The following is a 22,511-nucleotide window of genomic DNA, read 5'->3' as shown; positions in this document are numbered from 1 at the left end:
GAGGATTCGCCCATGTGCGAGCTCTACGTCAAGGCCGACCCGATTCTCTACGAATCACGCTCTCGTTCATTGCGCATCTGTGGCGTGGTGACGACGGTGCGCCTGGAGAATCAGTTCTGGGACATCCTCAGCGAGATTGCCGAAGTCGATGGCATGACCACCAATCAGTTGATCACCAAGCTGTATGAAGAAGTGATGGATTATCGCGGGGAGGTGGTGAATTTTGCGTCGTTCTTGCGGGTGAGCTGTACGCGGTATCTGTCGCAGCGCCGGGTGACTGCGCCGGAATTATCGGTGGTGCGGGCGGTGGTGAAATAGCCCAAACAGGGTTGACCCCATCGCTGGCAGGCCAGCTCCCACAAGGATCTGTAGTGTGCTCACTCTCTGAGCCTCATCACGAAACCTGTGGGAGCTGGCTTGCCAGCGATGGGGTCAGTAAAGGCGACAGATATTCTGGACTGGTCTTTACTCTCAGGCGCGAAACCTTTCAATTGCCAGGGAGAATGAGCATGTCCGGATGGTATGAGTTGAGCAAAAGCAGCAACGGTCAGTTCAGGTTTGTGCTGAAGGCGGCGAATGCCGAAACCATTCTGACCAGCGAGTTGTACACCACCCGCGACGCCGCCGAAAACGGTATCGCCTCGGTGCAGGTCAACAGTCCGCTGGATGAACGCTACGAGAAGAAAACCACCAAGGACGGGCATCCATACTTCAATCTCAAGGCTGCCAATCATCAGATCATCGGCGGCAGTGAATCCTACTCGTCCGACGCCGCTTGCGATAAAGGCATCGCCAGCGTCAAGGCCAACGGGCCGACGAAATCGATCAAGGACAAGACCCTTCCGGTCCTTTGAATACGCCTCTCAAATCCACTACAAATCCCTGTGGGAGCTAGCCTGCTGGCGATAGCGGTATATCAGTCAACATTAACTGTTGAATGTTATTTCCTCATCGCTGGCAGGCCAGCTCCCACAGTTGTTATGTGCCGGTAGAGAGATCAGCGCAGGGTCTTGAGGATCGTTTGCAGCTGCGTCTGGCCAGTCTCGCTCAGCGGGAACACCGGCAAACGCGGATCACCCACCTCCAGCCCGGTTTGGCGCAAACCAGCCTTGATCGTCGCCGGCAGTCCGCCCTTGAGGATGAAGTCCAGCAGCGGCAACTGGCGGTAGAACAACTCGCGTGCCTTGGCCAGATCGCCTGCCAATGTCGCCGCGTACAGATCCAGATTGAGCTGCGGGATCAGATTCGGCGCTGCCGTGCACCAGCCTTTCGCTCCGGCGGCGAAGGCTTCCAGTGCCAGCGGATTGCAGCCGTTGTAGAACGGCACCTGGCCTTCACCGAACAGTTGCAGCTTGTGCATGCGCTGAATATCGCCGGTGCTCTCCTTGACCATGGTCACGTTTTCCACGGCATTGAAAATGCGCAGGATCAGCTCGACCGACATGTCGGTGCCGCTGGTGGCCGGGTTGTTGTAGAGCATGATCGGCACGCCGATGCTGTCGCCGATAGCCCGGTAATGGGCGAGGATTTCCGCTTCGGTCAGCTTCCAGTAAGACGCCGGCAAGACCATCACCACATCGGCGCCGTGACTTTCGGCGAAGCGCGCGCGGCGTACCGCTTTGGCGGTGGTCAGGTCGGAGACGCTGACGATGGTCGGCACACGTTTGGCCACGTGCCTGATGCTGAACTCTGCAACCTGATCCCACTCTGAATCGCTCAGGTAGGCGCCTTCGCCGGTGCTGCCGAGCGGGGCGATGGCATGGACGCCGCCGTCAATCAGCCGATCAATCGAACGGCCGAGTGCAGGCAGATCCAGGCCTTCGCCATTGGCGCCGAACGGGGTGATGGTGTAGCCGATGATGCCGTGAATATTGGACATAACAGTGTCTCCGTCAGAAGGGGTTTCAGTTCAGGCAATCGGCGTGTTGGCGCAGGTTCTGCCGGGCGTAATAGTTGAACGCGGCGGCGTGTCGTTTCGGCTTCGAAATCCAGGCATGGGCTTCGCGGCCCAGCTCCGGGATGATCGGTTTGATCGTGCCTGCCGCCATCGCCAGTAGTTGCAGTTTGGCGGCGCGTTCGATCAGTTGCGCGATGACACAGGCTTCCTCAATCGTGCTGCCGCTCGACAGTTGGCCATGGTGCGAAAGCAGAATCGCCCGCTTGTCACCCAGTGCGCCAGCAATCAGTTCGCCTTCTTCGTTACCTACCGGCACGCCCGGCCAGCCTTCGAGAAACGCGCAATCGTCGTACAGCGGGCACAGGTCCATGTGGGAAATCTGCAACGGCACTTCCAGCATCGACAGTGCGGCAACGTGTGTCGGGTGCGTGTGGATGATGCAGTTCACGTCCGGTCGGGCGCGGTATACCCAACTGTGGAAACGGTTGGCCGGGTTGGCCATGCCGTGACCTTCGAGCACTTCCAGGTCTTCGTTGACCAGCAGCAGATTGCTCGCGGTGATTTCATCGAAACCCAGCCCCAGTTGCTGAGTGTAATAGGTGCCGGGCTGCGGGCCACGGGCGGTGATTTGTCCGGCCAGACCGGAGTCATGACCGCTCTCGAACAGAATCCGACAGGTCAAAGCCAGCTTTTGCCGGTCTGTCCACGTATTATCCGCCAGGCTTTTTTGCATCTGGGTCAGCGCTTGCTTGACCAGTTGTTCTTTAGGTAGTGCTAATGTCTTGGCCATGTCTGTGTCCTTTGGGTGGTTGCAAATGACACTAAAGAGGCTATATGACACAAAGTGTCATTGGCAAGCACAAATCGTCGCTTCCTTGATGGAATAACCGCTGCGCATGTCTATCCGTTTGAAATTGTTAAGAAAAAAACTTGGCGTAACCCTTGAGGCATTGGCCGAAAAATCCGGCATGACCAAGAGTTATCTGTCGAAAGTCGAGCGCGGGCTGAACACCCCGTCGATTGCCGCTGCGTTGAAACTGGCGAAAGCGCTGAACGTGAAGGTCGAAGAATTGTTCTCCGAAGACAACGTCAGCCTCGACAGCTACAGCCTGGTGCGCAGCCACGAACGTCAGTCACTGGCGGCCAATGACCAGAGCCCGGGTTATGCGGTGCTGGCACATCAGGTCAGCGAGCGTAACCTGTTGCCGTTCATCATCTACCCGCCGCGGGAATTCACTGACAAGACCTTCAAGGAACACTTGGGCGAAGAGTTTTTGTTCGTCCACGAAGGGCAGGTCGAAGTGGATTTCATGAGTGAGCGGGTGTTGCTGGAACGCGGGGATGCGCTGCATTTCAATGCGCAGAAGCCACACCGGATCAGATCGGTAGGCGAGGTGCAGGCGCAGTTGCTGGTGGTGGTGCATAGCGCAGAAGAGTGAGCTGACAAGACTAGTGCCATCGCTAGCAGGCTAGCTCCCACAGTTGGAATGCGTTCCCCTGTGGGAGCTAGCCTGCTGGCGATGGCATTGGACGATTCGCCGCTAAACCTCGACAGGCACTGACAGCTTCGAATTGCCCAACGCATGCGTCTTCGAATCAAAGAACCGCAACTCAACCCCGGTCCCTTCAAACAGCTTCGCGTAATGCCGCTTCTGATGCTGAATGAACGCCGAACTGCGCGGATAAATCGAGATCGCCACGGTCTTCGGTTTTGCCAACTGCAGAGCGCGCACGATATGGCTGTCCTGCTCGCCCAAGGCATGGCCGAAGATGCACAACGCGTCGCCGTGCGCCAATAACTGCTCGTAACAGAACGACAGATAATCCGAGCTGCGAATGGTCTTGAGCTTGTCCGCGCTCGGCCCTTCGTTGACGAACAGCGGCACGTCATCCAGCGTCTTGATCGTGTTGTTGATCGCAAAGCTGCCAAGCAACGTGCCCTCGGTCGATGTCAGTTTGCGTGCGGTGCCGTCCTTATTGCGCACCAGATGCAGCCCGCCATGCAGGTACAACAGGCGCGGTTTTTGCGTGGCACTGGCGCTCAGGTCGAAGCTGGCATCGGGGCCGTTGAACAAATCGTCAATGGCTTCGCTGCGGTGCTGGATCGCCCAGTAATTGAGCAAGTCGTAATTGCTGGTGAACACCGTGCGATAACGCGCCAGTTCTTCATTCAGCGTGGTCAGGGTCGAAGCCTCGACCAGCCGCCATGGAATGTGTACCGCGTGCACGCTGTTGATCAGCGCTTCCTTGATCGCGTAGTAGCGATTGCGCGGTGCCGCCGAGCTGACGGCCAGGGCCTTGTTGACCCGGCTGGTGGTTTTCAGCGCGCCGAGCACCTGTTCGAAACTGCGTGTCTGCATCGCATCGAACACACTCAGTTCCGATGCACTCAGCGGTTTTTCTTCCACCGTGCGGGCGTTTTCGAACAGCGAGTCGTAGCCGAAGTCATCCCACACCACGCGGCTGGCGCCGTTGCCCAGCAGCAGGCCGTTGAAGGTAATGGCGGCGCGCAAGGCGTTCCAGTCTTCGAGGGTGGCGTCGACATCCAGAAAATCGGTCATTGCGAAGGAGGTCTCAAAACGTAGGGGCTGATGGGCGGCGACTTTATCACGAGCGGGCATTGAGCCAGATCAACATCGGTCGTGACTGATCGGTCGATGCTGTGTGTATCCGCCGCATCGGAGCAGTCGATTCGGCCCCAGTCAGGAGACGCGCATGAGCAGCACCTTTTTCATTCCGGCCGTAAACATCATGGGCAATGGATGCCTCGACGAAGCCATGGTTGCGATCCGCAACTACGGTTTTCGCAAAGCGCTGATCGTCACTGATGCGGGGCTGGCCAAGGCCGGCGTGGCCAGCATGATCGCCGAGAAGCTGGCGATGCAGGACATCGATTCGGTGATTTTCGACGGCGCCAAACCGAATCCGAGCATTGCCAATGTCGAATCCGGGCTGGAGATTCTCAAGGAAAGTCGTTGTGATTTTGTCGTGTCGTTGGGCGGCGGTTCACCGCACGACTGTGCCAAAGGCATTGCCCTTTGTGCGACCAACGGCGGGCAGATCCGCGACTACGAAGGCGTCGATCAGTCGAGCAAACCGCAGTTGCCGCTGATCGCGATCAACACCACTGCCGGCACCGCCAGCGAGATGACCCGGTTCTGCATCATCACCGACGAATCGCGCCACGTGAAAATGGCCATCGTCGACCGCAACGTCACGCCGCTGCTATCGGTCAATGATCCGGAACTGATGGTCGCAATGCCGAAAGGCCTGACCGCCGCCACCGGCATGGACGCGCTGACTCACGCCATCGAAGCCTACGTGTCCACCGCCGCCAACCCGATCACCGACGCTTGTGCGCTGAAAGCCATGACCCTGATCAGCAACAATCTACGGCTGGCAGTGCGCGACGGCACCGATCTCGCTGCCCGCGAGAACATGGCCTATGCGCAGTTTCTCGCGGGGATGGCGTTCAACAATGCCTCGCTCGGTTACGTGCATGCGATGGCGCACCAGTTGGGTGGTTTCTACGATTTGCCCCATGGCGTGTGCAATGCCGTGTTGCTGCCGCATGTACAGACGTTCAACGCATTGGTGTGCGCCGATCGACTAACCGATGTCGCCCACGCCATGGGCGCGGACATTCGTGGTTTCAGTGCGGAGGAGGGCGCGCAGGCGGCGATCAACGCGATTCGTTGTCTGGCCCGCGACGTGGAAATCCCCGGCGGTTTGCGTGAACTCGGCGCCAAGCTCTCTGACATTCCGGTGCTCGCCACCAATGCCCTGAAAGACGCTTGCGGCCTGACCAACCCGCGTGCGGCGGATCAGCGGCAGATCGAAGAGATTTTCCGCAACGCGTTTTAACTCTTCATGCGTGTCGGTGCGAAGCTCACGCAGAGCAGCGCTCCGACTGCCAGCAACGTGCACAGCACGGATAGCGGCCACGCCTGAGGACCGGCGATCAGACTGGCAATCGCGCCGATGATCGCCGCCATCAACTGATGAATGAAACCGCTCAAAGCCATCGCGTAGGCACCGGCAATCGGTGCGCCGTCGTTGGCCTGCGACAGGCTGATCGGGTAGTTCAGCGACTGCCCGAACACCGCCAAACAGTAGGGCAACCACAGCAATAACGCGATGGAACTTGCCGCCAGACTCCCCAGCAACATCACCGCGCTACCGACCATGACCAAACCCACTCCCATCGTCATCAGCCACCGTTGGCCAGTGCGCACAACGAAACGATTAACCGCCAGCGCACCGAGAAAATACGCCGCGCTGATCGGCCACCCGAGCAGCCCGTAATCCACACTCGACCAGTTGAATGGCCCTTGCAGAATCAGCGGCGCAGCAGTGTTAAACGCGATGATCACGCCGTAACCCAGACCACCGGCCAGCGCCGGCAGCAGAAAGGCCCGATCAATCACGATGAGTCGGTAAACCGTCCACGATGAGGCAGTCGCCGGCTCATCGATCAGCGCCGGGAAAGTTACCTGCGAGACGATCAGCGCCATCGCCAGGCAACTCAAACCCAGCAGATAGAAAATCGCCTGCCAACCGAGCGTCACCTCGATGATTGATCCCAGGTACTGGCCGATGCCCAGCGCCACCACGAACGAAATCGAAATCCACGACAACGCCTTGGCCAACAGATCGCCTTGGAAGCTGTCGCGAATCAGCACCCGCGCCATCACTGAAATGCCGCTGGCACCAATGCCTTGAATCAGCCGCAGCAACAAAAACGATTCCAGCGTCGAACCCAGCGGCAACGCCAGATTAGCCAGGCCACAAACACCCAGCGCCGCCAGCAACACCGGTTTGCGTCCGATGCGCTGTGCCAGACTGCCCCAGAACAGCATGGGCAATGCCATGCCGATCAGGTACAGCGACAGCCCCCAAGACACCTGCGAGGGTTGTGCATTCAAGTATTCGGCAATCGCGGGCAGCGCCGGCAAGTAAATACTCATGCCCAACTGCGCGAGAAAAACCGTGGAACAAGTGATGAGCAGGGTGGCGCCGGGTTTCATGAATCGTCCTTGGTTTCAGCGTTCGAGGTCGGCGCTGTGAGTACGCAACAGTTCGGTGATCAATTCACAGAACTGCTCGATCAACGGCGGCTCCATATCTGCCCGCAACGTAATCCTGATGGCCGCTTTACCTTGAGCGACCACCGGAAAAAACACCGCACTGGTGAAAAAGCCACGCTCGGCCAACTCGCTGGCGACGCGGTTGGCCAGATCTGCCTTGCCGCAACTGATCAGCCGGATGGCCATGTTGCTGTGGCATTGCTCGGTGCTGATCAGGCTGTCAAACAGGCGGATATTAGCCTGAAGCCGGACCTGCAATGGGGCGAATTCAGGCGTGCGATGCAGTCGGATCGACGCTCGACCGGCACCGATTGCTGCGCAGTTCAGGCTTTGCGACCAGTTGGCAGGCCCGCCATAACGCTGGATCAGTTGTTTCTGCCGCTCGTTGCCAAGCATCACCAGCCCGCCACTGGCGCCGAATGATTTGGCCAGCGAAGCGACGATCAGACAGTCATCCTCCAATGCATCAATCCGCGGACGTGCCAGTCCGGCACCGTGCTTGCCCACGGCGGACAACGCGTGGGAATCGTCCAGATACAGAAACATCCCGTACCGGTCTTTCAAGTACAACAGGCTTTCCATGTTGGCCACGCCGCCCATGCTGTAGGCACCGTCGGCGACGTACGCTACGCGGCCATATTGCTGGCAGGCGCGCTCAAGAAAATCCATGTCGTTGTGCGGGCAGGTCAGCACCTGCGTTTCATCGGCGCAGGCGGCTTTCAAGTGATTCATCGAGTAATGCGCATGACGATCAAACACCATCACCGGCGGCCGGTTCTCGGTGAACACGCCGCTGGCCAGCAATGGCAGGATGCCGGCGCTGGCGGCACTGCACGACAAGGCGCTCAGGCAAACGGCGCCGAACAGCTCTGACAGCTCGGTTTCGTATTGCTCAAGAATTGCCAGTTTGCAGCGGTTTTTTGAGTTGGCCACCCGCAGAGTGCCGGTATCCAGCAGGGCGGCGATGGCGCCTTCGAGAATGGCAGGATGGTGGTCCAGTCCGAGATAAGACGTTGTACAGAAGTGATGGAATTCGCGTCCGTATTGGTCAAGCAGGCGATTGGCGCCTTTGACCTCAACGTTAAGCCCGGCGACTTTGCCCTGCTGGGCGATATCCCAATCTTGGTTGGCCAGCGCGATTATTTTTCGATAGTTGGAAAAGGTATTCGGTGCTTGCTGCATCTGATTCATCTGGACATCCCTTGAATGAAGCTTCCGTGGTTTGTTGCAATTTGTGTGTGTTGCCAGACTTTACGGAGAGCTGCGTCGGGGGAGAATCAGATGCTTCTTGCGATGTTGAAGGGGTATGGATACTTCGCTGTAGGACGATGCCTTTGTGAGTCGTCGATTGCTCCGATGTCCTACCCGGCAGTTGCCAGATTCCTGCCTGCGGCTTCACCAAACTGAATCAACACCACGCCGCCAATCAGCATTAACGCGCCGAACACCCGTGGCAGAGTGAGTTGTTTTTCCAGCAGACCGAACAGCCCGAAATGATCGAGCAGCATCGAGGCGAGCACCTGGCCCGCCAGCGCCAGAGCGACAAAACCCGATGCGCCGAGCTTGGGCAGCAGCATCACAGCCAGCGCCACAAAACACACACCGAACGCGCCGCCAGCCCACATCCACAAGGGTGCCTTACTGATAAACGCCAGGCTCGGCAGTGGCAAACGCAAGGCGATAATTACCGGCAAAAGCACCAACACACTGACCAATAACGAGGCCAGCGTCGCCCACAACGGATGCCCAAGGCCTCGGGCCAGATTGCTGTTGATCGCACTCTGAAACGGCACCACTGCTCCGGCAAACGCCGCAAGCAATAACAGGCCAGCCCAATGCAACGTACTCATGTTCACTCTCCAACAGGTTTTGCTGGACTCTAGAGTATTCGTCGCGCAGATTTAAATTCCGTTTTGTCATCCAGAACATGCATCAGATGAATGATCTGCGCCGTATCGATCTTAACTTGTTGGTGATCCTCGACGCCTTGCTCAGCGAGCAGCATGTCACTCGCGCCGCCGAGCGTTTGCACCTGAGTCAACCGGCCGTCAGCCATGCGCTGGCACGACTGCGAGATTTGCTCGGCGATCCATTGCTGGTGCGCGCCGGGTCGACGTTGGTGCCCACCGCTCGGGCGCTGGAACTGGTTGCACCACTGGCTGAAGCCTTGGCCCAGGTGCAATCGCTGCTGGCGCCGAACACATTCGATCCGGCCCTCGCGCGGCGTACATTTCGTCTGGCAATGTCCGACTACGGCGCGGCCATCATTCTGCCGGGACTGATCCGCACCCTGCGTCGCGAAGCTCCGGGTATCGACCTGCAAATCAGCCATGCCAGCCGCGAAGGCATGCTCGATGGCGTGCTCAACGGCGATATCGACGTCGCTGCCGGAGTCTTTCCCGAACTGCCGAATGAATTGCGCAGCACGCCGCTGTTTGAAGAACACTACGTGTGTTTGCTGGATCGCCAGAGCATGCCCGCCAATGGCCAACTCGACCTGCCAACTTATCTCTCGCGCCCACACGTTTTGCTGGAGATGCGTGGCAGCGGAACACCGGAAATCGAACGCACTCTGACCGCGTTACGCGAACGCCGACGTGTGGCCATCAGCCTGCCGCACTGGAGCGTTGCACCGCAGTTCATCCGTGATACGGATCTGATTCTCACCGTGGCATCGCGAGGCTTACGCGATATCGATCAGCAGGCATTGGTTGTCGTGCCGCCACCGTTCGAGATACCGCCGTTCACGTTTGTGCTGGCGTGGCACAAGCGGCGGGGCGGGGATCAGGCGTTGAACTGGTTGAATCGGCGGATTGAGGAGGGGATTGGCCAAAGTGAGGCCGTCGATTGAATTGCGTCTACCACCTATTGGGTGGAAGCCGGCGGGTGTGAAAGATACGCAGAATCTGCACGCTACCGTGGCGAACCCGATAAGGAATCAGATAAGGGCGGTCGGGCAGAATCCATTCTCGGGTACCGGGTAATCGTCCTTCGCGCCCGGAGGCCGGAAAGCGGCAGAGGTGATCGACACTATCGACAATCGCCTGAACAAACTGCGAAGCCGCTTTTGGATTTTCAATCGCGATGTAGGCGGCTTCGTCATCGAGATTCTTTAGCGCGGTACGTAGCCACTCAACTCGCATTGGCTTTCCATTTGTCGGCAATGGACCTGACTTCTTCGGCTGAGGCGAAGTCGCCAGCATCGGCTTCCGTCAAAGCCTGTTGGATCTCTGCGATTTGCCAGGCCTCTCGGGCGAGGTATTCACGCAACGCATCGACTGCCAGATAAGACTTGCTGCGACCGGTCGCTTTGGCGAGGTTGGAGAGTGTGTCGGCAATTTCGTCTGGAAGACGCAAAGACATGACAGACATGGCGATCTCGATGTAGTGGCTTGTAATACACAACACTACAGTGTCATGCGGTGATAGACCACTTCCACTCGTCAGCCTTGCCAGCACCGAGCAGATTGGCGGCCAGATATAGATTCGGTTGAAACGGCCGATAGCGCAGGGGATAGTGCGCGGCTGAAAAAGTTATCAAGGGAGTGGGAAGTGACAGTGAAGTCTGGGGTGATGGGGTGTGCTGCACTGTTGGGTGTGCTGATGGCGGGTCAGGTATTGGCCGCTTGTGAGCGCCCAGCGGTGGTGAAGGTGATGGACTTTTCCGTCTGCAAAGACTGGCCGGCTTTTCCTGGTCTTACGCTAACCGCAGTCGCTAATTTTTCGCCTGATCCTATGTATGGCGAATCAGACCGGGTGGGGACCTACGATCTTGGCTTGTCGGTGTTGTCGACTGACAGTCCTGAGCCACTTGCGACCTATCGACTGCCTTCGGCATACATGTCCGATGCCATTGCCGTGGATGATCTGCAACTGGATACCGCACGCTACAAACTCACCCCAGAGCTACAAGCCTTTGGTGTTCGGGTGAGATTTAGAGGCTCCTCTCGGGTTAATCCCGTAGATGAAACCTTGTTGTCGCTCTACGTAAAAGAGGGCAGTACCTTGCGCCCGGTCATGGATCGGTTTGTGGTTTATCAGTTTGGTGGAGAGTGGGATGGCGGTTGCGCTGGTGAACGCTATGAGACGATTCGAACCGTGGAACTGGCCAAGACCCGCTCTCACGGTTACGCCGACCTGATCGTCAAGTCAGTCTCTACCAGCCTTGTTGGCGAGGGCGAGCCGCAGTCCTGCGATGTAAAATCCACCACCGACAAACCAGTGCTGACCACACTTCGTTATGACGGCAAGGCCTACGTTTTGCCAGAAGGCTTCAAAGGCTTCTGATTGATGCCTGCCAAACACGACACTTATCAAGGAAGAACAATGCTCACCCCAATCAGACTTCTAATCGCCCTCGGTTTTCTGGCCCTCTCTGCTCAAGCCCAGGCTGCCTGCATCGTCAAAGAGTTCGACGGTAAATCACTCTCACGCTGCAAAGTCTGGCCGGCCTTCAATGATCAGGCGATATCCGTGAAGTCCACATTCCTGCCTGACTCGGCAGACGATAAAGATGTCGGAACCTTCGACCTGGACTTGTCGATCGTGAACTCAAGCGCCAAAACCATCGCCAGTTATCACAAGCCCGGCGCCTACAACTCCGATGCCGTCAACCTACGCGACTTGAAGATCGATACGGCACGCTACAACGTGGCGCCGGGGTTGCGTGCGTTTGGGCTGCGATCGATGTTTGGCCACAGCTCGCATGCCATCCCGTACGAGAAGACCGACCTGGCGTTGTATGTGCGTGAAGGCAGCCAGTTGCGTCCGGTACTTGAAGGTTTAGTGATCTATAAAGACAACGGCGAATGGATGAGTGATTGCGAAGGTGAAGGCCAGAAAGTGCGCAGAACTCTCGAAATCGGTAAAACCAGCCACAACGGTTTCGCCGACCTGATCATCACCTCCAACCGTTCGGCGCTGAAAACCTACAAGTCCGGTAAAGAGTGCGTGTCGAAGACCACTGATCTGGGTAAAACTCAAATCACCCTTAGTTACGACGGCAAACAATACAACGTCCCCGAAGACTTCAGAGGTTACTGATCCGATGCTCACCGGCCTCAACCACCTGACCCTCGCCGTCAGCGATTTGCCTCGCAGTCTCGCGTTCTATCGCGATCTGCTCGGTTTGCGCGTCGAGGCCACGTGGGACGCAGGCGCCTATCTGTCGTTGCCCGGTTTATGGCTGTGTCTGTCGCTCGATCCGTTGCGCAAAGCCGAACCCGGCGCGGATTACACCCATTACGCTTTCAACTTGAGCGCGGAGAGTTTCCCGCTACTTGTCCAGCAGCTAAAAGCTGCCAACGTGCAGGAGTGGCGGGACAACGGCAGCGAAGGTGCGTCGTTCTACTTCCTCGACCCTGACGGGCACAAGCTCGAACTGCATGTCGGCGATCTTGCTTCCCGACTGACAGCGTGTCGGCAGAAACCGTACTCGGGCATGCGTTTTTACGACGGGCAGTGATCAGGCGCAATCGGCTGATATAGACTGGCCACTACGTGTACGGGCGCTGACAGGTTTTCCATGACTCTATCGTTGCTATTGGCCGTTCTGGCCTCGGGTTTCATCTATGGCATCACGCCGGGTCCGGGAGTGCTGGCGGTGTTTGGCATCGGCGCGGCTCATGGGCGACGGGCCGGGGCCGGGTTTCTCTGCGGGCATCTGCTCGGTGATGTGGTCTGGTGTAGCACCGCACTGATCGCGATTGTCGGCGCTCGCGAGATCGGCAGCACCGCGTTCGATGTGCTTGGGGTGCTCAGCGGTCTGTATCTGTTCTGGCTCGGCTGGCGTGCAGTTCGCGCCCAACGCCGTAGCGATGACGCCCCGCAGGGCGCGGCGCGCAACCCGTTCTGGCACGGGATTCTGTTCGGCCTGACCAACCCCAAGGCGTATCCGGTGGCGGTGGCGACGTTCACCGCGCTGCTGTCGAGCCGCGCCGAACTGCTCAATTGGTCGATGTTGCCAATGCTGATCGCCCTGAGTTTTCTCGGCGGCTTGCTGGCCTACGCTATTCTGATCGGCGTTGTCGGCGCGCAGCGCGTGCGCACGGTATATCAGCGCCACGAACTGTTGATCACCCGCTTGTGCGGGGTGATGTTCATCGGTTTTGCGGTGAATGCGCTGGTCCATGCCTTGCCGGGACTGATGCCGAACAAGGCTTGAGATTTTTTGAATGGAAACAACGTTTTTGGGGCAGGGATGGTTGATGAGTGCTGCATTGCCCGGACATCCACGCTGAACCATGGAAAGCCGAAACTCCGCGCCGCTGGCGAGCTTCATCGATCTATTGCTGGACGCCGTTTGTGCCGTCGATAAGCAAGGCCGCTTCGTTTTTGTCAGCGCCGCCTGCGAACGTATTTTCGGCTACACACCGGATGAGCTGATCGGCCGGCCGATGATCGAGCTCGTACACCCCGCTGACCGTCAGCGCACCCTCGCTGCCGCCCACGACATCATGGGCGGCGAGCCGAAACACAATTTTGAAAACCGCTACGTGCGCAAGGACGGCAGCGTCGCTAACATTTTGTGGTCGGCGCGCTGGTCGGAAGTCGATCAACTGCGCATTGCCGTGGCCCGCGACATCACCGAACGCAAGCAGGCCGAATCACGGCAAGCGGCGCTTTACGCGATTTCCGAGGCTGCACATGCGGCTGAGGACTTGCTGGCATTGTTCAAACGCGTGCACCTGATCATCGGTGAATGGCTGCCGGCGATGAATTTTTCCGTGGCGCTGTATGACGAGCACTGCGGGCAGTTGAACTTCCCTTACCACGTCGACGATCACCAGTTGCAGCCAGAGCAACCGGGTGCAACCACCGCGCGCCTTTGCGCCGAGGTGATTCGCAGCGGCCAGCCGATTCTTCTGACGCCTGACGGTCCCGATTCGCCAGCCGATTTCGCCGCACTGGTGACAGGCCAGAATGCCGCGTGCTGGCTAGGCGTGCCGCTGAACTCGAAAAACGGCACCATCGGCGCCCTGATCGTCAAAAGCCTGCCCGGCGGTGAGCGTTACACCGAGCAGGACAAAGAACTGCTGCAATACGTCTGCGCCCAGGTCGCTACGGCCATCGAGCGCCAGCAATTGCACGCACGGCTGCGGCGCATGGCGCAATACGACCAGTTGACCCAATTGCCCAATCGCGAACTGCTGCGTGATCGGCTCAAGGCAGCGCTGGCCTGTGCCCGGGAAGCGTCTGGGCATATGGCGCTGTTGTACGTTGATCTGGATCGCTTCAAACAGGTCAATGACACCTTCGGACATGCCATCGGCGACATGCTCCTGCAAACAGTGGCCAATCGGCTCAAGGGGTGTGTGCGTGAAACCGATACCGTGGCGCGCATTGGTGGCGACGAGTTCGTGGTGTTGCTGCACAGCATTCACGCGGTCGAAGATGCCGATAACGTCGTCGGAAAAATCCGTCAGGTGCTGACGCAGCCAATGCGCCTTGATGGCCACAGCCTGCACATCGAATCGAGCATTGGTGTTGCTCTTTACCCGGATCATGGCCATGAAGAGCCGCAACTGTTCCGCCACGCCGATCAGGCGATGTATGCAGCCAAGCGCCTGAATCATCAGGCGCTTGACGTCTGAATCAGCGCTCACCGTTCGTCGCAGTGTCGGCAACTTTTCTAAACCTTTGCCGGTCAGGCCATTCTCAATCTAGGCGGGCACCTGCTCGCGACGATCAACACCAAGAGGAAGAGAATCATGCCTAACTCAAGAAACTCGAACTCGGGAAACTTCGCCAACGATCGAACGAAAGCGTCTGAAGCCGGTCGCAAAGGTGGGAAAACTACCACCACGACTGTCGACAAAGATTCTTCGAAAACCGAAATGGGCCGCAAGCCCGCTCAGAAATCGAAGTAGTCGGTGAGGTAGTTTTGATTGAGAGGCGGGGGCGCAAGCTCCCGCTTGAATTTCGAAAGAAGGAGGGCGCGACCATGAGCCGGATGGCCACCCGAGTACGTCGTTTAAGTTTTGCCACCCTGTTGGGCCTGTGTGCCAGCAGTGCCTTTGCCCAGTCGCCTGCCGAATTCATCAACGATGCCTCGGCCAAAGGCATGGCTGACATTGAAGCCAGCCGATTGGCGCACCAGAAATCCGAATCCAAAGAGGTCAAGGATTACACCATTGTCGTGATCAATGACCGCACGACCGCTAATCAGCATCTGGCGAAGATCGCCAAGAAGCTCGATATACCCATCGAACCGCGCGAAGAACTTGCCGACAAGGCCAAGGCGTTGATGCCCGAAGTCAAAGACGGCGCGACCTTCGATCAGGCTTACGCTGCGAGCCAGGTCAAGGCTACCGAAGAAGCCATTCAGCAAATTCAGCAGGAAGCGCAGACTACCGACGTGCCAGAGATCAAAGCCTTCGCTGACGAAACCCTGCCAAAACTGCAAAGCCATCTGGAAATGGCCCGGGCGCTGCAAGCCAGCCGTTGATTTGAGCTGTAGATCAAAAGATCGCAGCCTTCGGCAGCTCCTACAGGGATTTATGTAGGGGCTAACGAAGGCTGCGATCTTTTGAATCTGTTTCAGCAGTCATTCAAATCCTGCTTCGGCTTGCTCTTCTCTCCCAGCCCATCAAGATTGAAAACCTCGCCTTCACCCAAACTGCGATAGTGCCGGCGCAACGCCTCCAATTGCTTGAGATCAAGCGCCTCCAGCCCGAGCATCGCGTTTTGCGCTTCCTTGGTCACCAGCAGCAACTCGTCGATCTTCAGATGCAGGATGTCGGTATCACGGTTCTGCGTGTTTTGAATCAGAAACACCATGAGGAAGGTGATGATCGTCGTCGAAGTATTGATGATCAGTTGCCAGGTGTCGTTGAAATGGAAAATCGGCCCACTCATCCCCCAGAGTGCAATCAGAATCAGTGCACCCATAAATGTCTTGGGGCTACCGGCCCAGAGGGCGAGCTTCTGGGAGATTTTTGCGAACTTCATGACCGTGTTCCTTATTGGGGGGTGTTGAAGTTCTGACACTCGGGGCTTTGCGAAAATTCTACTTATAAATATTTTCGCTCGATAAAAGCTCGAGCTGATTTGCGGTGGTGAGAGCGCAAATTTGGGGCGGCCCTTTCTTTGTACGGGTTTGTGTCTAGTATCAAGGGGCAATCAAATTGCCACTAAGTCAGCACATGGATCGAAATCAAGCAGAGGCCACTCATGGAGTTTTTCGAAAAGTTAGCCAGTCTAGCCGCGAAAGTTCGGTTGCAGAGCGCTGCAATCCAAACAGAGGAAGCAACAAAAAATGCATTCGTCATGCCGTTTATCAGCACTGTGCTGGGCTATGACGTTTTCGATCCGACGGAGGTGACGCCGGAGTTTGTCTGCGATATTGGCACGAAGAAGGGTGAGAAAATTGATTACGCCATCATGAAGGATGGCGAGGTGCAAATTCTCATCGAGTGCAAAAAAATTGGTGAGTCGCTGCACATCAATCATGCCTCTCAATTATTTCGCTACTTTCACGTGACCAGCGCCCGAATCTCCATTCTCACAAATGGTCAGGTCTATAAGTTTTTTACCGATCTGGACGCAGCGAACAAGATGGATGAAAAGCCGTTTCTGGAACTGGATCTTCTGGATATCGATGAATACTCGGTTCCCGAATTAATCAAACTGACCAAGTCAGCATTCGATGTTGACTCGATCATCAGTGCCGCTGGCGAATTGAAGTACGTCAGCCAGATCAAGAAAGTAATCGCATCTCAGGTCAGCAAGCCGGATGACGACTTCGTCAAGGTATTCGCTTCTCGTGTATACGACGGAGTGATCACGCAGAAGGTTCGTGAGCAGTTTCATGAACTGACGAGAAAGGCTGTCGCGCAGTTTCTCAACGATCAAATCAATGAACGGCTCAAATCCGCAATGAGTGGGACTATTCAACCAGCCTTGGCTGCACTGCCATCGGTAACGGCGGGAACAGATCCGGTCGATCCGCGTGACGAGTCAGATGACAAAGTCTTGACCACTCTGGAGGAGCTAGAGGGTTATCACATTGTCCGGGCGTTAGTTCGATCGGTGGTCGATGCCAAGCGGATAGTTCAGCGTGATACGCAGAGTTATTTCGGCATCCTGCTGGATGACAACAATCGTAAACCGATCTGTCGACTCCATTTCAATCGTTCACAAAAGTACCTCGGTATTTTTGATGAGGAAAAAAATGAGACGCGCCACCCCATTAACTCAGTCGATGACATATATGAGTATTCAGATCATTTGAAAAAAACAGTCGGGTACTACGACTGATGCTGAAAACCGGTCTTGAAGGCCGGTTTTTTTGCTGCCGATTTAATCAGTTAATTTCGAAGCTAAACGTCCATATGAAATATCCCTGCGCCTCACACTGCTGATTGACCAGCATGAAACTCAGCTCGCACTTAACGCTGCCCGGTTTCTTCGGCGTGCAAGCCCAGAAGTGATCGTCAGCTTTATGACTGCTTGGCTCCGTAGGAGATTGCGGGTTGGGGGCGGGGACGGTGAGGCCGGTGTGAACTTCAAGCGCTGGATTGGAAAGGATGCCGCTGTTGTCGACAGTCATGCTGTAAATCACCGCGCTGTGATCGGTAATCAGGCTCACGGTTCTGCCACGAAAGCGGATAACCTGGCCGATATCAACAGGAAGCGTGATTTTACTGTCATTTATAACTATTTCTTTCGAAGTGTTACCGGCTGCGAAAAAGATGAATCCATTGCTGATGCCAGTTGGCTTCGCGGCATCCTGGCTTGGGCTCGGATAGTGCGTAAGCAGCGATTCGGCATCAATGATCAGCAATATATTGTGTGCGCTGGTGTCGCCGGAAGACGGCGACGGGATCGGTTCGGAAGTCATCATGGATTCCTTTCATGATGGTGGTGCAAAACGGCAAACGCATTGGTCCAGGCAAGACATCCTGTTCCGGCCGGGGCGACAATTGAAGGACGAGGCCTCTCGCTATCAAGAGGCCTCGCGCCGTATCAGTTGCGGATAGTGATGAACGGGTCCCACGAGCAGCAGCCGACAATCTTGCAGTCGCGATCGACGATCAGGAAGTGGAAGTGATAGGTCACGCTGCCGCATTCCAGGGTTTCGGATGACCAGTAATGGTTATCGACTTTCTGGCAGCTTGGCACTGAAGGGTTGCTGGTGTTTGGCACCGCGACGCAGGCTGTAGCCTTGCGCGGCGTAGGTGTCGAGATCAGCTCGCTGCCTTTGTTGCCAATGAATTTGTAGAAAATGACTGCCGTTTCGAAGCTCTGCGACAGACTGGTTTCACGCCAGCGAATCAGATCACCGACCTGCGCCTTGAGGTTCAGTTCACCCCCGGCCTGGCCGCTGACCACGTTGTTCTGATTGGTGACCATGTACACATGATTGACATCGATCATGGTGGGCGAAGCAGGATTCTTGCTGATGTTCGGATAGTTTTTCAGGATGGTTTCGGTGTCGATGGAAACCAGAATATCCGTGACTCGAGACATGGTTAAGCTCCTTTTTCATAGTGATCGTCGGACTCGATCGAGACGCGACGACGCTTGCTTGCCACTTGGCTGTTGCGAGCACACTACTGGCGGAACCCACCGGTCATGAGGTATGAGCTGGCCGTGCTCCCAGCACGAAAATTGATGCGTCGGGTTCCTTCCGACTGCCGCACCTTGACTATAGGTACGATTTTTTAGCTGTCAAAATCGCTTTGATTCGGTTCGACGGACGGTCGTCAAAAGCATAGGAGCCGATGAATTGGCGATAAGCCATGAATCTGCTGACACCGTTTGCAATGAGTCGCTCTGGATCAGCTCGCATCGCAGCCTGTATCGTGACGAACCGCTGAAATGCCCCGACAGGAGAAACGCAATGAGTTGGTCCGCCAAACAGTACGTCGCTTTTGAAGATGAACGCACCCGCCCGGCCCGCGATCTGCTGGCGGCGATTCCCACGACCGACGCGCGGTCGGTGGTCGATATCGGTTGCGGCCCCGGGAACTCGACCGAGTTGCTGGTGCAGCGTTTTCAGGGGGCAAAAGTCAGTGGGCTGGACAGTTCGCCGGACATGATCGAGGCGGCACGCAAGCGTTTACCGCAGCTGCAATTCGAAGTGGCGCAGATTGATCGCTGGGCGGATGAAGGTCCGTTCGATGTGATCTTTGCCAATGCGGTGTTGCAGTGGCTACCGGACCACGCCTCGTTACTGCCGGCATTGGCCAGCAAGCTCGCACCCGGCGGCAGTCTGGCGATCCAGATGCCCGACAACCTCAACGAACCTTCCCACCGGTTGATGCGTGAAGTCGCGGCCGATGGCCCGTGGGCGAGCAAACTTGCCGGCGCCGCCGGGCAGCGTACCGAGATGGCGACTGCCAGCACTTACTTCTCGATGCTGCGTGCGCACTGCACGCGGGTCGATGTGTGGCGCACCACGTATCACCACCAGTTGGCGGGTGGCGCTTCAGGCGTCGTCGAGTGGTTCAAGGGCAGTGGGCTGATCCCGTTTCTCAATCCGTTGACCGAGACGGAGCGGGCGCAGTACCTGGAGCAGTATCTGGCGGCGGTAGAGAAGGCTTATCCGACGCTTGAGGATGGTTCGGTTCTGCTGCCGTTTCCGCGATTGTTCATCGTCGCGACGCGCTGACATGGAACAAGCCTGTGCAGAGGGAACATGCTCCCTCTGCACAATTGATTGATGCGTTAGCGCTGTACCGCCACCAGCATCATCATCGGCCGCTCGCGTTCTTCCGCCAGTGCCGGTTGTGCGGCCACGTCTGCATCACTCGGCCCCCATTCATTGACATGCCGAATGTTGAAGCCGGCCGCGATCAACGTATTGAGCAAGGTGCCGACCGTACGGTGCTGCTTGATCACACCTTCGGCCAGCCAGTTAGTCACGCGCTCGCCCTCCATCTGATAACTGTCCAGCGGCCAGCGTTTGCGTCCTTCATTGTCGATCAGCCAACCGGGATTGCGCGGCGCCATGAAGATCGGGTGTTCGATGGAAAAAACAAAGTGTGAGCCCGGTTTCAGCGCTGCGTAGACATTGGCGAACAGCCCGGACAGATCTTTGATGTAGTGCAACGCCAGCGAGCTGTAAGCCAGATCGAAGGTGCAAGCAGGCAGGTCCAGCTGTTCCAGATCGGCACGGTCGTAGCGAATATTCGCCGCTGAAGTGGTTTCGGCGGCGCGTTCCAGCATCTTTTCCGAAACATCCAGCCCCAACACGTTCGCGGCGCCGTGCTCGCTGGCCCAACGACTGAACCAGCCGTAGCCGCAGCCTAGATCTACCACGTACAAACCGTGCATCGGTGGCAATAACGCTTGAAGTGCCGGCCACTCCGGCGCCGCGTCGAGACCGCCGATGGAGCGGTTCATCTGGCTGTAGCCTTGGAAAAATTCAGGATCGTCGTAAATGTTTTGAGTCATGAGTGAAGTGCTCTTCTGAGTTCTGTCATCAGCGGCATGCTCGCCGCCATGTGGAATCCCTCGAAAAGTGCAGACGCGTGCTCGTTGTTGGCCGCGCAGGGGGAGGGGGGAGATGCCAATATATTTGGCGGTTTTCGCTTCAGCGAAGTAACGCGATATTTTCGTCGATTCGATTCTGGATAATGTGCAAGGTTTCCGGGGTGATCATGCCCGAATAGAGACTCTCGGTAAAAGCCCCGAACTGGCTTGCCACGTCGCAAATCCTGTTGATGATATCTCCCGCTTTATCAGCCTTTATCTCTGCTTCTTCTGCCAGTCTGAGCATGGCTCTGCGGTCTATCTCCAGCGCTTCCCCCATCACGTCCATCTGGTGATACCCGCCCGGTCCTTCACAGAACGTCACGTCGTAGGCAGGAGCCAATTTCCATTCGCCGGACGACGACATCAGGTAGGCGAAGTTCTTGGGGTGATCATCACGATTGTTGAACGCGACATTGAAGACAGCGCGCTCGAAAGCCACCGCTTTTTCACGGACGTCGTTAGTGCACATTTGAGTCGCCCGCAAGAAATTGACGTAGTCCAACACGCCCGCTGTCTGGAAATCTGCTCCGGTAAAGGCTGCGAGACTTTGCATGGGCACGCGCAGTCCATCCTGCCTGTCAAAGCGTTTGGTGGCGAAAGCTGCCAGCCCGTCAGGCAGGCGAAAATATCGGGTGTCTGGAGTATCTATGCCGCACAAGCGCAAGCAGTGGGCGTAGACCATCTCAATGGCACACACTTCGGGGTGTTCTTGTCTGGCCGGGAACTTGACCAACCACGCTTCGAAACCTTCGGTAGCAGCAGTAGTAAAAGCTTCTGTCGCTGGATCGCGATAGATCAGCGCCTTTGGCCTGGCACCTTGCGGAGATCCCCCCACCAGCAGCAGTTCCTGTAGGAAGGCTCCGCCGTCGCCATTGAGCACTTGCTGAACTTCGCTCGCGAGCAGTTCGATGGGTATATGTTTGTGTGGCTCCAGCGCCTCGGGAGCAACAGGTTCAAATGACATGGCGCCCATGGCGTTATTGCCTATGTAGGCAAGTCGTTCAAGCGGACCAATGCGCGCCGGATTGAGGTTGCGGCGCCTGAATAAGCGATCCATCAGTAGCATTCCCCAACCGTCTGGTAGCGAGTCATACACTGGGCCTGGTAATGCCAACTGATGGGACGGGAAGTCTCGGCGTAACCGGGGACCTTCCAGTGGAAGTCTGAATGACGAGAGTTCCAGCCCTCTTTTTTTCGCCTCGTCGCTGTATTCGAATACGATCATTGGCCGACCCGAGATCGCCGTCGTGGATACCAGCGAGCCCCAACGCCAATGCTCGCCCCAGCCGTTGTAGAAGACATCGACCTGCTTAAGCATTGTCTGATTTCCTTCTGGCACGATGACGCTTGGCAGTGGTTTCGTAGCGGACGATGTCATCCAGGCTATCCAGTTTGGGCAGGAACAGGTTTTCGAGTTCCTTGCCGCGACCAAGTGTCATGGCTACGCGGATAACATTTTCGAAACCGACGTTACGCCCGGCTTCCAGGTTAGAGACGGTGTTGGTCCCGATACCTGCGCGTGCGGCCACATCGGCCTGTGTCATCTGCTGGGCAAGCCGTTCTGTGCGCAAACGCTCGCAGAGCCGTTTGACGACTTCGCTGGGCTTGCTGAGAGTTAATTCCAACATACTGTGATTACCGCGACTGAAGGTGGCTTAACTCACAAAATTATAGAATTAAGGTAGCAATGCGTCCAAGAACATAAATCCCTTAAAAAAGTGTTTATTAACCTTTATCGAGGTTAACTCACAATTTTATGGAGTTATGATTTGACGGTTCATAAATTCCGGGCACAAAAAAACCGGCCATCGATGCCGGTTTTTCGTTACCTGCATCCCCCGTCAAGAATCTAACGTGAGACTGAAATTCGATTGGAGCGGGTAGAGGGAATCGAACCCTCGTCGGAAGCTTGGGAAGCTACTGTTCTACCATTAAACTATACCCGCTCAGAGCGGCTGACTTTGTACCAGACTCGGCCACGGATTTGAAGTTTTCTTTTGCTCGCATGACGTTACAGCGCTGAAATCGGTCAATCGCGGGCAAGCCTG

Annotated in this window: 28 protein-coding genes and 1 tRNA gene; 14 read left to right on the top strand and 15 right to left on the bottom strand. The window is 56.7% G+C overall.

The features are described 5' to 3' along the window. The first annotated feature begins 12 nt into the window (after positions 1-12). Positions 13-318 (top strand): ribbon-helix-helix domain-containing protein, encoded by a 306-nt coding sequence (locus ACTWLJ_RS00310; protein WP_445179457.1) that lies wholly within the window; start codon positions 13-15, stop codon positions 316-318. Between the two features lie 191 nt (positions 319-509). Beyond that, a complete protein-coding gene (locus ACTWLJ_RS00305) occupies positions 510-854 on the top strand; it encodes a YegP family protein (RefSeq protein ID WP_445179456.1) in 345 nt (114 codons plus the stop codon). A gap of 143 nt (positions 855-997) precedes the next feature. On the opposite strand, the gene ACTWLJ_RS00300 is transcribed toward ACTWLJ_RS00305, so the two are convergent. Both ACTWLJ_RS00300 and ACTWLJ_RS00295 read right to left on the bottom strand, forming a co-directional pair. Then, positions 998-1,879 carry a dihydrodipicolinate synthase family protein gene (locus tag ACTWLJ_RS00300; protein ID WP_445179455.1) on the bottom strand — a complete coding sequence of 294 codons (882 nt, stop codon included), beginning with the start codon at positions 1,877-1,879 and terminating at the stop codon, positions 998-1,000. Between the two features lie 25 nt (positions 1,880-1,904). Next, the gene (locus tag ACTWLJ_RS00295; RefSeq protein ID WP_445179454.1) at positions 1,905-2,687 is read right to left on the bottom strand and encodes an aldolase; all 783 of its coding nucleotides are present in this window, start codon (positions 2,685-2,687) and stop codon (positions 1,905-1,907) included. 106 nt (positions 2,688-2,793) lie between these two features. Between ACTWLJ_RS00295 and ACTWLJ_RS00290 the strand changes: the two genes are divergently transcribed. Further along, positions 2,794-3,336, top strand: coding sequence for a helix-turn-helix domain-containing protein (locus ACTWLJ_RS00290; protein ID WP_445179453.1), 543 nt, complete (start codon positions 2,794-2,796; stop codon positions 3,334-3,336). Between the two features lie 102 nt (positions 3,337-3,438). On the opposite strand, the gene ACTWLJ_RS00285 is transcribed toward ACTWLJ_RS00290, so the two are convergent. Further along, entirely contained in the window at positions 3,439-4,458 is a 1,020-nt protein-coding gene (locus ACTWLJ_RS00285) for a DUF4917 family protein (RefSeq protein ID WP_445179452.1), read from the bottom strand. 154 nt (positions 4,459-4,612) lie between these two features. On the opposite strand from ACTWLJ_RS00285, the gene yiaY reads away from it, so the two are divergent. Beyond that, the gene (yiaY, locus tag ACTWLJ_RS00280; RefSeq protein ID WP_445179451.1) at positions 4,613-5,761 is read left to right on the top strand and encodes an L-threonine dehydrogenase; all 1,149 of its coding nucleotides are present in this window, start codon (positions 4,613-4,615) and stop codon (positions 5,759-5,761) included. Here the strand turns inward: yiaY and ACTWLJ_RS00275 are convergent. From ACTWLJ_RS00275 to ACTWLJ_RS00265, 3 genes are all read right to left on the bottom strand, one after another. After that, positions 5,758-6,924: an MFS transporter gene (locus ACTWLJ_RS00275; protein WP_445179450.1), complete on the bottom strand. Its 1,167-nt coding sequence runs from the start codon at positions 6,922-6,924 to the stop codon at positions 5,758-5,760. The two genes, yiaY and ACTWLJ_RS00275, sit on opposite strands and share 4 nt — an antisense overlap. Positions 6,925-6,939: 15 nt before the next feature. Next, entirely contained in the window at positions 6,940-8,175 is a 1,236-nt protein-coding gene (locus tag ACTWLJ_RS00270) for an aminotransferase class I/II-fold pyridoxal phosphate-dependent enzyme (protein ID WP_445179449.1), read from the bottom strand. Between the two features lie 170 nt (positions 8,176-8,345). Continuing rightward, complete coding sequence (locus ACTWLJ_RS00265) at positions 8,346-8,834, bottom strand: DMT family transporter (RefSeq protein WP_445179448.1); 489 nt, start codon at positions 8,832-8,834, stop codon at positions 8,346-8,348. A gap of 77 nt (positions 8,835-8,911) precedes the next feature. On the opposite strand from ACTWLJ_RS00265, the gene ACTWLJ_RS00260 reads away from it, so the two are divergent. Continuing rightward, a complete protein-coding gene (locus tag ACTWLJ_RS00260; protein WP_445179447.1) occupies positions 8,912-9,835 on the top strand; it encodes a LysR family transcriptional regulator in 924 nt (307 codons plus the stop codon). A 7-nt stretch (positions 9,836-9,842) separates the two neighbouring features. Here the strand turns inward: ACTWLJ_RS00260 and ACTWLJ_RS00255 are convergent, their stop codons facing one another. Both ACTWLJ_RS00255 and relB read right to left on the bottom strand, forming a co-directional pair. After that, positions 9,843-10,127 (bottom strand): type II toxin-antitoxin system RelE/ParE family toxin, encoded by a 285-nt coding sequence (locus ACTWLJ_RS00255; RefSeq protein ID WP_445179446.1) that lies wholly within the window; start codon positions 10,125-10,127, stop codon positions 9,843-9,845. Beyond that, a complete protein-coding gene (gene relB, locus ACTWLJ_RS00250; protein ID WP_401215739.1) occupies positions 10,117-10,356 on the bottom strand; it encodes a type II toxin-antitoxin system RelB family antitoxin in 240 nt (79 codons plus the stop codon). Before relB ends, ACTWLJ_RS00255 begins: the two co-directional genes overlap by 11 nt. Before the next feature lie 180 nt (positions 10,357-10,536). Between relB and ACTWLJ_RS00245 the strand changes: the two genes are divergently transcribed. The 7 genes from ACTWLJ_RS00245 to ACTWLJ_RS00215 all read left to right on the top strand — a co-directional run bounded on the left by ACTWLJ_RS00245 (position 10,537) and on the right by ACTWLJ_RS00215 (position 15,430). After that, positions 10,537-11,271: a hypothetical protein gene (locus ACTWLJ_RS00245; RefSeq protein WP_445179445.1), complete on the top strand. Its 735-nt coding sequence runs from the start codon at positions 10,537-10,539 to the stop codon at positions 11,269-11,271. Positions 11,272-11,310: 39 nt separating this feature from the next. Further along, positions 11,311-12,027: a hypothetical protein gene (locus ACTWLJ_RS00240; RefSeq protein WP_445179444.1), complete on the top strand. Its 717-nt coding sequence runs from the start codon at positions 11,311-11,313 to the stop codon at positions 12,025-12,027. 4 nt (positions 12,028-12,031) lie between these two features. Next, on the top strand, positions 12,032-12,448 hold the full coding sequence (fos, locus tag ACTWLJ_RS00235; RefSeq protein ID WP_445179443.1) for a fosfomycin resistance glutathione transferase: 417 nt from the start codon (positions 12,032-12,034) through the stop codon (positions 12,446-12,448). 60 nt (positions 12,449-12,508) lie between these two features. Further along, the gene (locus tag ACTWLJ_RS00230) at positions 12,509-13,147 is read left to right on the top strand and encodes a LysE family translocator (RefSeq protein ID WP_445179442.1); all 639 of its coding nucleotides are present in this window, start codon (positions 12,509-12,511) and stop codon (positions 13,145-13,147) included. Between the two features lie 79 nt (positions 13,148-13,226). After that, positions 13,227-14,576: a diguanylate cyclase domain-containing protein gene (locus tag ACTWLJ_RS00225; RefSeq protein WP_445179441.1), complete on the top strand. Its 1,350-nt coding sequence runs from the start codon at positions 13,227-13,229 to the stop codon at positions 14,574-14,576. Between the two features lie 117 nt (positions 14,577-14,693). Further along, a complete protein-coding gene (locus tag ACTWLJ_RS00220; RefSeq protein WP_401215727.1) occupies positions 14,694-14,852 on the top strand; it encodes a KGG domain-containing protein in 159 nt (52 codons plus the stop codon). A gap of 74 nt (positions 14,853-14,926) precedes the next feature. Continuing rightward, the gene (locus ACTWLJ_RS00215) at positions 14,927-15,430 is read left to right on the top strand and encodes a DUF4142 domain-containing protein (protein ID WP_401215725.1); all 504 of its coding nucleotides are present in this window, start codon (positions 14,927-14,929) and stop codon (positions 15,428-15,430) included. A 92-nt stretch (positions 15,431-15,522) separates the two neighbouring features. On the opposite strand, the gene ACTWLJ_RS00210 is transcribed toward ACTWLJ_RS00215, so the two are convergent. Further along, a complete protein-coding gene (locus ACTWLJ_RS00210) occupies positions 15,523-15,933 on the bottom strand; it encodes a low affinity iron permease family protein (protein WP_401215723.1) in 411 nt (136 codons plus the stop codon). 222 nt (positions 15,934-16,155) lie between these two features. On the opposite strand from ACTWLJ_RS00210, the gene ACTWLJ_RS00205 reads away from it, so the two are divergent. Beyond that, a complete protein-coding gene (locus ACTWLJ_RS00205) occupies positions 16,156-17,241 on the top strand; it encodes a type I restriction endonuclease (RefSeq protein ID WP_445179440.1) in 1,086 nt (361 codons plus the stop codon). A 46-nt stretch (positions 17,242-17,287) separates the two neighbouring features. On the opposite strand, the gene ACTWLJ_RS00200 is transcribed toward ACTWLJ_RS00205, so the two are convergent. Next, a complete protein-coding gene (locus ACTWLJ_RS00200) occupies positions 17,288-17,824 on the bottom strand; it encodes an AidA/PixA family protein (protein WP_445179439.1) in 537 nt (178 codons plus the stop codon). A gap of 125 nt (positions 17,825-17,949) precedes the next feature. Next, positions 17,950-18,453, bottom strand: a complete 504-nt coding sequence (locus tag ACTWLJ_RS00195; RefSeq protein ID WP_401215719.1) for an inclusion body family protein — start codon at positions 18,451-18,453, stop codon at positions 17,950-17,952. Positions 18,454-18,826: 373 nt separating this feature from the next. On the opposite strand from ACTWLJ_RS00195, the gene tam reads away from it, so the two are divergent. Then, positions 18,827-19,597 carry a trans-aconitate 2-methyltransferase gene (tam, locus tag ACTWLJ_RS00190; RefSeq protein WP_445179438.1) on the top strand — a complete coding sequence of 257 codons (771 nt, stop codon included), beginning with the start codon at positions 18,827-18,829 and terminating at the stop codon, positions 19,595-19,597. A 56-nt stretch (positions 19,598-19,653) separates the two neighbouring features. On the opposite strand, the gene ACTWLJ_RS00185 is transcribed toward tam, so the two are convergent. The 4 genes from ACTWLJ_RS00185 to ACTWLJ_RS00170 form a co-directional block, all read right to left on the bottom strand. Beyond that, positions 19,654-20,382 (bottom strand): class I SAM-dependent methyltransferase, encoded by a 729-nt coding sequence (locus ACTWLJ_RS00185; protein WP_445179437.1) that lies wholly within the window; start codon positions 20,380-20,382, stop codon positions 19,654-19,656. Positions 20,383-20,521: 139 nt separating this feature from the next. Then, entirely contained in the window at positions 20,522-21,781 is a 1,260-nt protein-coding gene (locus ACTWLJ_RS00180; RefSeq protein WP_445179436.1) for a type II toxin-antitoxin system HipA family toxin, read from the bottom strand. Beyond that, a complete protein-coding gene (locus ACTWLJ_RS00175; RefSeq protein WP_445179435.1) occupies positions 21,774-22,091 on the bottom strand; it encodes a helix-turn-helix domain-containing protein in 318 nt (105 codons plus the stop codon). The genes ACTWLJ_RS00180 and ACTWLJ_RS00175 overlap by 8 nt, the downstream gene beginning before the upstream one ends. Before the next feature lie 244 nt (positions 22,092-22,335). Then, positions 22,336-22,409 (bottom strand) — tRNA-Gly (locus ACTWLJ_RS00170). Positions 22,410-22,511: the final 102 nt, after the last annotated feature.

It is taken from the genome of Pseudomonas sp. McL0111, assembly GCF_052567255.1.
The sequence above is the reverse complement of the archived record's forward strand: the minus strand, read 5'-3'. Positions and strand labels throughout refer to the sequence as shown.

Coding starts and splice junctions, on each gene's coding strand:
- ACTWLJ_RS00310 (WP_445179457.1), top strand. CDS start 13: ATGTGCGAGCTCTACGTCAAGGCCGACCCGATTCTCTACGAATCACGC.
- ACTWLJ_RS00305 (WP_445179456.1), top strand. CDS start 510: ATGTCCGGATGGTATGAGTTGAGCAAAAGCAGCAACGGTCAGTTCAGG.
- ACTWLJ_RS00300 (WP_445179455.1), bottom strand. CDS start 1,879: ATGTCCAATATTCACGGCATCATCGGCTACACCATCACCCCGTTCGGC.
- ACTWLJ_RS00295 (WP_445179454.1), bottom strand. CDS start 2,687: ATGGCCAAGACATTAGCACTACCTAAAGAACAACTGGTCAAGCAAGCG.
- ACTWLJ_RS00290 (WP_445179453.1), top strand. CDS start 2,794: ATGTCTATCCGTTTGAAATTGTTAAGAAAAAAACTTGGCGTAACCCTT.
- ACTWLJ_RS00285 (WP_445179452.1), bottom strand. CDS start 4,458: ATGACCGATTTTCTGGATGTCGACGCCACCCTCGAAGACTGGAACGCC.
- yiaY (WP_445179451.1), top strand. CDS start 4,613: ATGAGCAGCACCTTTTTCATTCCGGCCGTAAACATCATGGGCAATGGA.
- ACTWLJ_RS00275 (WP_445179450.1), bottom strand. CDS start 6,924: ATGAAACCCGGCGCCACCCTGCTCATCACTTGTTCCACGGTTTTTCTC.
- ACTWLJ_RS00270 (WP_445179449.1), bottom strand. CDS start 8,175: ATGAATCAGATGCAGCAAGCACCGAATACCTTTTCCAACTATCGAAAA.
- ACTWLJ_RS00265 (WP_445179448.1), bottom strand. CDS start 8,834: ATGAGTACGTTGCATTGGGCTGGCCTGTTATTGCTTGCGGCGTTTGCC.
- ACTWLJ_RS00260 (WP_445179447.1), top strand. CDS start 8,912: ATGCATCAGATGAATGATCTGCGCCGTATCGATCTTAACTTGTTGGTG.
- ACTWLJ_RS00255 (WP_445179446.1), bottom strand. CDS start 10,127: ATGCGAGTTGAGTGGCTACGTACCGCGCTAAAGAATCTCGATGACGAA.
- relB (WP_401215739.1), bottom strand. CDS start 10,356: ATGTCTGTCATGTCTTTGCGTCTTCCAGACGAAATTGCCGACACACTC.
- ACTWLJ_RS00240 (WP_445179444.1), top strand. CDS start 11,311: ATGCTCACCCCAATCAGACTTCTAATCGCCCTCGGTTTTCTGGCCCTC.
- fos (WP_445179443.1), top strand. CDS start 12,032: ATGCTCACCGGCCTCAACCACCTGACCCTCGCCGTCAGCGATTTGCCT.
- ACTWLJ_RS00230 (WP_445179442.1), top strand. CDS start 12,509: ATGACTCTATCGTTGCTATTGGCCGTTCTGGCCTCGGGTTTCATCTAT.
- ACTWLJ_RS00225 (WP_445179441.1), top strand. CDS start 13,227: ATGGAAAGCCGAAACTCCGCGCCGCTGGCGAGCTTCATCGATCTATTG.
- ACTWLJ_RS00220 (WP_401215727.1), top strand. CDS start 14,694: ATGCCTAACTCAAGAAACTCGAACTCGGGAAACTTCGCCAACGATCGA.
- ACTWLJ_RS00215 (WP_401215725.1), top strand. CDS start 14,927: ATGAGCCGGATGGCCACCCGAGTACGTCGTTTAAGTTTTGCCACCCTG.
- ACTWLJ_RS00210 (WP_401215723.1), bottom strand. CDS start 15,933: ATGAAGTTCGCAAAAATCTCCCAGAAGCTCGCCCTCTGGGCCGGTAGC.
- ACTWLJ_RS00205 (WP_445179440.1), top strand. CDS start 16,156: ATGGAGTTTTTCGAAAAGTTAGCCAGTCTAGCCGCGAAAGTTCGGTTG.
- ACTWLJ_RS00200 (WP_445179439.1), bottom strand. CDS start 17,824: ATGACTTCCGAACCGATCCCGTCGCCGTCTTCCGGCGACACCAGCGCA.
- ACTWLJ_RS00195 (WP_401215719.1), bottom strand. CDS start 18,453: ATGTCTCGAGTCACGGATATTCTGGTTTCCATCGACACCGAAACCATC.
- tam (WP_445179438.1), top strand. CDS start 18,827: ATGAGTTGGTCCGCCAAACAGTACGTCGCTTTTGAAGATGAACGCACC.
- ACTWLJ_RS00185 (WP_445179437.1), bottom strand. CDS start 20,382: ATGACTCAAAACATTTACGACGATCCTGAATTTTTCCAAGGCTACAGC.
- ACTWLJ_RS00180 (WP_445179436.1), bottom strand. CDS start 21,781: ATGCTTAAGCAGGTCGATGTCTTCTACAACGGCTGGGGCGAGCATTGG.
- ACTWLJ_RS00175 (WP_445179435.1), bottom strand. CDS start 22,091: ATGTTGGAATTAACTCTCAGCAAGCCCAGCGAAGTCGTCAAACGGCTC.